At 69.0% G+C, this 7,278-nt stretch carries 5 protein-coding genes and 1 pseudogene; 3 read left to right on the top strand and 3 right to left on the bottom strand.

The window, feature by feature from the left end; translation table 11 throughout:
- The 3 genes and pseudogenes from KGQ19_RS46375 to KGQ19_RS46365 all read right to left on the bottom strand — a co-directional run.
- Positions 1-852 (bottom strand): annotated as a pseudogene (locus KGQ19_RS46375) (hypothetical protein); the annotation flags it as partial.
- 96 nt (positions 853-948) lie between these two features.
- On the bottom strand, positions 949-1,485 hold the full coding sequence (locus KGQ19_RS46370) for an LOG family protein (protein ID WP_212021643.1): 537 nt from the start codon (positions 1,483-1,485) through the stop codon (positions 949-951).
- A gap of 66 nt (positions 1,486-1,551) precedes the next feature.
- Complete coding sequence (locus tag KGQ19_RS46365) at positions 1,552-2,601, bottom strand: helix-turn-helix transcriptional regulator (RefSeq protein WP_212021635.1); 1,050 nt, start codon at positions 2,599-2,601, stop codon at positions 1,552-1,554.
- A 134-nt stretch (positions 2,602-2,735) separates the two neighbouring features.
- On the opposite strand from KGQ19_RS46365, the gene KGQ19_RS46360 reads away from it, so the two are divergent.
- The 3 genes from KGQ19_RS46360 (at position 2,736) to KGQ19_RS46350 (ending at position 7,204) form a co-directional block, all read left to right on the top strand.
- Entirely contained in the window at positions 2,736-2,963 is a 228-nt protein-coding gene (locus tag KGQ19_RS46360; protein ID WP_212021633.1) for a hypothetical protein, read from the top strand.
- A 225-nt stretch (positions 2,964-3,188) separates the two neighbouring features.
- Positions 3,189-4,973, top strand: coding sequence for a peptidoglycan amidohydrolase family protein (locus tag KGQ19_RS46355; protein ID WP_212021631.1), 1,785 nt, complete (start codon positions 3,189-3,191; stop codon positions 4,971-4,973).
- A 59-nt stretch (positions 4,974-5,032) separates the two neighbouring features.
- Entirely contained in the window at positions 5,033-7,204 is a 2,172-nt protein-coding gene (locus tag KGQ19_RS46350; protein ID WP_212021629.1) for a DUF8814 domain-containing protein, read from the top strand.
- Positions 7,205-7,278 lie beyond the last annotated feature (74 nt).

Genomic DNA, 7,278 nt, shown 5'->3' with positions numbered 1-7,278 from the left:
GGTCGGCGTCGGGGTGGGTGTGGGAGTCGGCGAGGGTGGCGGCGGCGGTAGGGCCACCACGGTGAATCCGTCGGCCGCGGAAGCGGAAAGCGTCGGCGGCGCGACGGTGCCGCCGTCTTCACCGGCGGTCGAGGTGCGGTCGTCAGCGGTGACAGACAGAGTGCTGTGATAGGCGCCAGGCGCCAGATCGACCACAGCACCGCAATGAGCGACCGCGCCCGGCGCCAATCCGCCAGAAATACCGCCGCAGCTGAGTTTCGCGGCGGGAACGAGCGGGTCGGCGAGCGAGAAGTCGTAGACCGGCAGGTTCCCCACATCGGTGACCGTGTAGGCGAAAGTGGCCCGGCCGCCGCTCGCGGTCGGCGTGACCGACACCGAATCAGTGGCCGTGATCAGCCCACCGACCCCGCGATACCCGACCGGCGCCGAAGCCGTCACCGACTGGCGCCAGTCATGGTGGTCGTCGTCGTGCCACCACCACCGGACCTGCCCGGTGGCCGTGACGGTCCCGTCCTGCGTCCCGGCGGCGGCGCTGTCGACCACCGCCTCGCACGTCACGCTTCTGTGCGCTTCCAGCACCGGGACCTCGGCACCGCCGGAGGGGCAGACGATCGTGCCCCGCGGCGCGGTCAGCCGGATATCACCGATGTCCCAGTCGCCGGGGTTGGTCAGCCGGTAGGTGAGGTGGACCGGGCCGCCGGTCCTGATCAGCGGATCGGGGACCGCGGGACGGCCGTTCACCGTCACCGATATCTCCAGGCGCGGTTGAAAGCAGTCCGCGCCGGAGGACAACGCCGTCGTCACCGGCAAGGTGCCGAGCAGGGCGCACAGTATCGAAGTTGTAGCGGTCATCGAGGCGCAACGTAGCAATCCGCCTTGATCGCGACCAGTAGTGCGGTATCTGGCGAAAGAACCCGCCCGCAGGCATCACGGACGGAACTCAAGGCATCATGCGTGTATCGCAGAGTCCAGATATGCCAGCGCCTCGGCGGGCTCGTCGGAGAAGTGCACCAGATCGGCCAGCGGCAGCGGCAGGAAGCCCTCGTCCTCCATGCGGCGGAACTGCTGCTTCAGGCCGTCGTAGAAGCCGGCGGTGTTGAGCAGGACGATCGGCTTGGCGGTGTGGCCGTGCTTCTTCAGCTCCAGGATCTCGGTGGCCTCGTCCAGGGTGCCGGTGCCGCCGACCATCACCACCACCGCGTCGGCCTTGGCCAGCAGCAGCTTCTTGCGCTCGGCGAGGTCGGCGGCGACCACCATCTCGTCGGTGTCCGGGCGGGCCTTGTCGGACAGGAAGCCGACCGAGACCCCGACCAGGCGGCCGCCGCTGTCCTGGACGCCGTCGGCGAGCACCTTCATCAGGCCGACGTCGGACCCGCCCCAGACCAGGGTGTGGCCGCCCTTGCCGAGGCGTTCGGCGAAGTCGCGGGCCGGGCCGGTGTAGCGCTCGTCGAGATCGGCGGCGGAGAGGAAGACACAGATACGCATGAGATCACCGTACCCGCGACGTCCCGGGGGTACGGCGGCCGCACTCGGTGCCGGCCTCACGCGGCCTCAGGCAGGGCCGACCTCAGGCGTCCCACCCACCCCTTTCGGGTCCAGCAGCCCCAGCCCGGCGGCGATCACCCCGGCCTGGAACCGGCTGCGCGCGCCGAAGGCCTCCATCAGTTCGGCGATGTGGCCGCGGCAGGCCCGGACCGACAGTCCCATACGCTTGGCGATCACGTCGTCCTTCAGGCCGTTGGCCATCAGCGTCAGGATCGAGGACTTGATCTCGGTGACGGCCATCCGGGCGGCGGACGGGCCGGTCTGGTAGGGCGTGCCGAGGTTCCAGGACTGTTCGAAGGCCGAGCACAGGTAGGCCAGGATCGAGGGTTCGCGGACGACGATCGCCCCGAACTCGTGGCGGACGTGCGGCAGGAACGCGGTCCGCTGGTCCACGACGATCATCTGGCCGGGGATCTCGGCGACGGTGCGGATCTGTGAGCCCTCGGCGAGCACGGATTCGGCGTAGTCCTGGGTGGGGACGTGGAAGCGCGCAGTGTGCTGATACAGGCTGCGCAGCACGATGCCGCGGCGCAGCAGCGCCAGGTCCCGGGGCAGGGCGTCGGCCAGGGCCCGGGGCGGTCGGCCGCCGCCGGGCTGGCAGGCCATGATCTCGCTCTCGCAGGTCGAGGTCAGATCGCTGATCAGGGCCCGGACCGCGTGCATGTCCTCGATGACGTCGACGCCGGGCGAGCCGCCTTCGCGGGCCAGTTCGGAGTAGACCGGCGCGAGCGCGGACAGCCGGGCCCGGAGCCGGTCGGTGCGGCCGCGTTCGGCCAGCAGGTCCATCTCGGCCCGGCGGTGCGCGCTCTCGCGCGGGCCGACCAGGGCCGCGATCGCCACATCGGGGCTGGCCGCGGCGACGGTGGCGCCGGCACGGACCAGGACGTGCCGTTCCTCCAGCAGCGCCACGGCCCGCCGGCACTCGGCTTCGGGGTGGCCGACTTCGGACGGCATCCGCGCCAGGTCGGCGTCGGTCGGCCGGCGCTCGGCGACCACCCAGGCGTAGACGGCGGCCAGGACGTCTTCCCCCTGCCCGGTTCCGGACGGTCCGTCCATCGATGTCTTCCTTCCAGTTCTTCCCAGCCACATGGTGAACCATCTGGCACCTGTCGGCCCGGCCATTCCAGGAATCACTGTGTATGCAGGAACTCTGACACGGGCGCCTGACATTCACGTGAAAGGGACGAGACATGCGCAGACCGAACGCCTTCGCCCTGACCACCTTGGCCGTCGCCACCGCGATCGCGACGACCACCGTCTCCACCGCCGCGTACGGCGCGGCGCGCACCACCGCTACGGCGGCCGCCCACACAGCGGCCGGCGTCCGGGGCGACGACGACACCGGCTGGGGGAACACGTGCCCGCCTCCCGGCTCCACGACGCCGCCCCCGCCGAAGTGCGTCACCCTGCACTTCTGATCCACCCGGGCGACCGGGTGTGGTGGAGGCGACGGCAGCCGGCCGTCGTCGGGTGGGTGGTGGGACCTCGCACCCGGGGTCTGTAAAAGCACTGAATCAGTTTGCTCCACGCTGCATAACCCGTCCCTAATGCGGGCCGCGGGGCGATCCCGGCTGCCCGGAATCACGGAACGAATGTCGCTCAACGCCTCGAATCAGACATTGATGAAAGGAAGAGGACACCAAATGAGATTCCCGCGCAACACCCGCGTGCGGGTCGCGCTGGCCGTCGGCGCGACGGCCCTCGGGCTGGTCGCGAGCGCCGGTTCGGCGTATGCCGCACCGGCCGTGCGCACCGCCTCCGTAGCACCGGCGGTCGCCCCGCAAGACGCCGCCAGCACCTGTACCGACACCTCGTCCGAAGACGGAAACATCGCCGGCTGCATGGCCGCGGCCCGCGCCATGCAGTGGGTCGATGCCAACGGCGGCCAAGGCGTCATCTACAACCAGGGCGACGGCACGTCCGGCTTCGGCGACTACCGGGCCGACTGTTCCGGCTTCGTGTCCTACGCCCTGCACATCAGCGACACCTCACCCACCCCCGGTGGTCTGGTGTCCGGCCAGATGTACGAGTCCAACGGCTTCGTCGACGTCGCCAAGGACAACCTCCAGCAGGGCGACGTCCTCACCAACCCGTCCGCGGGCAGCCAAGGCCACGTGGTGATGTTCGACCACTGGTCGGACTCCAGCCACACCGCCTACTGGGGCTTCGAGCAGCACGGTCCCAGCGGCTCCTACGGCACCGCCTACCGCCTCATCACCTATCCCTACGACGACCCCAACGCCGGGACCTTCTACCCACAGCACTACACCAAGCTGGTCCCGCCGACTCCCCCGCCGGCCCAGACCCCGGCGGAGACCGCCGCGAGTTCGACGTTGGTGCACGACGGCTACACCAGCGTCTACACCGTTGACGCGAGCAACGGTCATCTGCAGGAGACGTACCTGCCGAAGATGGGCGGCTCTTGGGCCACCCAGGACCTCTCCAACAACTACGGCACTCCGGCGGTGCTCGCCGGCACGCAGCCGGTCGCGATCTACCACGACGGATACACGAGCGTTTACACCGTCGACGCCAGCAACCACCACGTGCAGGAGACCTACCTGCCGAAGATGGGCGGCTCTTGGGCCACACAGGACCTGACCGCCAACTACGGCACTCCGGCGACGTCGGTGACGCCCACGACGGTGCTGCACCAGGACTGGCTGAGCGTGTACACGATCGACCAGAGCAACGGCCACCTTCAGGAGACCTACCTGCCCAAACTCGGCGGCCCCTGGTACTCCAAGGACCTCGCCGCCACTGACGGCGCACCGGCCTCGGCCAACATCAAGCCGGTCTCGATCATGCACGGCGGCTACACCAGCGTCTACACCGTCGACGCCGGAACCGGCCACGTCCGCGAAAGCTACATCGCCGCACTCGGCCAGAACTGGGTCACCCAGGACTTCACCGCCAAGTACGGCACCCCGGCCACGACCGTGGCGCCGACCGTCGCCGTGCACCAGGGCTGGACCAGCGTCTACACCCTGGACAGCAACGGCGACCTGCAAGAGACCTACCTGTCCGCGATCGGTCAGCCCTGGTACTCCAAGGACCTCGTCCCGCAGTCCGGGACCCCGGCGGCCAGCCTGAACACCGCGCCGATCGCCTTGTTCCACGGCGGCTACACCAGCGTCTACACGGTCAACGCGAGCAACGGCCACCTGGAGGAGAGCTACTTCTCCCAGCTCGGCTCCCCGTGGACCAGCCAGGACCTGTCGGCGAAGTACGGCACGCCGAACCCGACCGGCGCCATCGACGCGCTGGTGCACCCGGACGCCAACCAGAACATGGTCTACGCCAGCGTCTACTCGATCGACTCCGGCAGCAACCAGCTCCAGGAGACCTACCTGGCGGCGATCGGTCAGGCCTGGCGCTCGCAGAGCCTGTCGGTGGGCTACGGGACACCCACTGCATCCGTCATCTGAGAGTAAACCAACAGCTAACTGGTAATCCCCTACTAAGAGGTATCCAAGGACTCGATGTCATGAGTAACAATCGCAGACTCCGAATACCCGCCGCCGCCCTCGGCACCGTGCTGCTCGCCGCCACCGGCGTGGCGACCGTGGCCGCCGGCCCGGCCGGCGCCGCCGCGGCGAACCCGACCAGCACGACCAGCACGACCAGCACGACCAGCTGGCAGGAGAACCTGGCCCAGGCCCACTCCGACGACGTGAACACCGCGTGGACCGGCCACGCGCTGGCCGTCCGGGACGTCCACGCGCACACGGCCGCCGCCCAGGACTCCCGTGGCTACGCCATGGACACCTTCCCAGCGCACGCTCTGTCCGCCGCGACGAACCAGCTCACTGTCAGCTCCGCTGTGCAGCAGCCGTCCGGCTCCCGCGTCGAGGTCGATGTCCGGGGCCAGGCCGCAAACGGCACCTGGACCGAGTGGACTCCGGCCGCGGCGAGCGGCGCCACCCGGTTGTCCGAGGCGGCGAAGCTGGTGCAGACCCGCGTGACGATGTGGAGCAGCGCCTCGGGGACGGCGCCGAGCGTCACCAGCGTCGCGGTGACCGCGGACGCGAACCTCAACGCGGCCGTGGCCGCCCCGAGCGCCACCGCAACGCCACTGTCCTACAAGGTGTTCGCCACCGATGAGGGCTTGGTCGGCAGCACCACCGCCAACGGCCACGTGATCCAGCCGAACGACCACTTCGTGGCGCTGCCGTCCACGACCGCGCTGTCCCCGCAGGGGTCCGGCGAGTACTCGGTCCAGGTCTGCGGGCCGGTGCGGTGTGAGACCGCGCCGGTGTGGGACGTCGGCCCGTGGAACATCCACGACAACTACTGGGACAACCCGCGCGCCGAGTTCACCAGCCTGCCGCAGGGCGAGCCGGAGGCCCAGGCCGCTTACGACAACGGCTACAACGGCGACAAGTCCGATATCGGGTCCACGATCGTGAACCCGGCCGGCATCGACCTGGCCGACGGCACGTTCTCCAACATCGGCCTCACCGACAACGGCGACGTCACCGTCACCTACCTCTGGACCAGCGGCGGTGCGACGCCGCCTCCGCCACCGGCGCAGACCCCGGCGGAGACGGCCGCGGGCCCGACGCTGGTGCACGACGGCTATACGAGCGTGTACTCGGTGGACTCCAGCAACAGCCATCTGCAGGAGACGTACCTGCCGAAGATGGGCGGCTCTTGGGCCACCCAGGACCTCTCCAACAACTACGGGACCCCGGCGGTGCTCGCCGGCACGCAGCCGGTCGCGATCTACCACGACGGATACACGAGCGTTTACACCGTCGACGCCAGCAACCACCACGTGCAGGAGACCTACCTGCCGAAGATGGGCGGCTCTTGGGCCACACAGGACCTGACCGCCAACTACGGCACGCCCATCACCTCGGTCACCCCGACCACCGTCCTGCACCAGGACTGGCTGAGCGTATACACGATCGACCAGAGCAACGGTCATTTGCAGGAGACCTACCTGCCCAAACTCGGCGGCCCCTGGTACTCCAAGGACCTCGCCGCCACTGACGGCGCACCGGCCTCGGCCAACATCAAGCCGGTCTCGATCATGCACAGCGGCTACACCAGCGTCTACACCGTCGACGCCGGAACCGGCCACGTCCGCGAAAGCTACATCGCCGCACTCGGCCAGAACTGGGTCACCCAGGACCTCAGCACCAAGTACGGCACCCCGGCGACCACCGTCGCCCCGACCGTCGCCGTGCACCAGGGCTGGACCAGCGTCTACACCATCGACTCGAACGGCCACTTGCAGGAGACGTACCTGTCGGCCATCGGTCAGCCCTGGTACTCCAAGGACCTGGTGCCCCAGTCCGGGACTCCGGCCGCGAGCCTCAACACGGCGCCGGTCGCCCTGTACCACAATGGATACACGAGTGTTTACACTGTCGACGCTGGAAACGGCCACTTGGAAGAGAGCTACATCTCGCAGCTCGGCGCCGCGTGGACGAGCCAGGACCTGTCGGCCAAGTACGGGACGCCGAACCCGGCCGGCAACATCGACGCGCTCGTGCACCCCGACGCCAACCAGGCGATGACCTACGCGAGCGTTTACTCATTGGATGCCGGGAGCAACCAATTGCAGGAGACCTACCTGTCGGCCATCGGAAGCCCGTGGCGTACGCAGAGCCTGTCCATCGGCTACGGCACGCCCGTCGGCTCCGTGATCTGAGTAGCACAGCCGAATCCCGGGTTCCCTCTCCGGTCCTCGCGACCGGAGGGGGAACCCTTCCCCCGACCCTCACC

It is taken from the genome of Catenulispora pinistramenti (assembly GCF_018274385.1).
GTDB classification, from domain to species: domain Bacteria; phylum Actinomycetota; class Actinomycetes; order Streptomycetales; family Catenulisporaceae; genus Catenulispora; species Catenulispora pinistramenti.
The sequence above is the reverse complement of the archived record's forward strand: the minus strand, read 5'-3'. Positions and strand labels throughout refer to the sequence as shown.

Excerpts from the sequence above, each read along its gene's own strand:
- KGQ19_RS46370 (WP_212021643.1), bottom strand. The coding sequence starts at position 1,485 with ATGCGTATCTGTGTCTTCCTCTCCGCCGCCGATCTCGACGAGCGCTAC.
- KGQ19_RS46365 (WP_212021635.1), bottom strand. The coding sequence starts at position 2,601 with ATGGACGGACCGTCCGGAACCGGGCAGGGGGAAGACGTCCTGGCCGCC.
- KGQ19_RS46360 (WP_212021633.1), top strand. The coding sequence starts at position 2,736 with ATGCGCAGACCGAACGCCTTCGCCCTGACCACCTTGGCCGTCGCCACC.
- KGQ19_RS46355 (WP_212021631.1), top strand. The coding sequence starts at position 3,189 with ATGAGATTCCCGCGCAACACCCGCGTGCGGGTCGCGCTGGCCGTCGGC.
- KGQ19_RS46350 (WP_212021629.1), top strand. The coding sequence starts at position 5,033 with ATGAGTAACAATCGCAGACTCCGAATACCCGCCGCCGCCCTCGGCACC.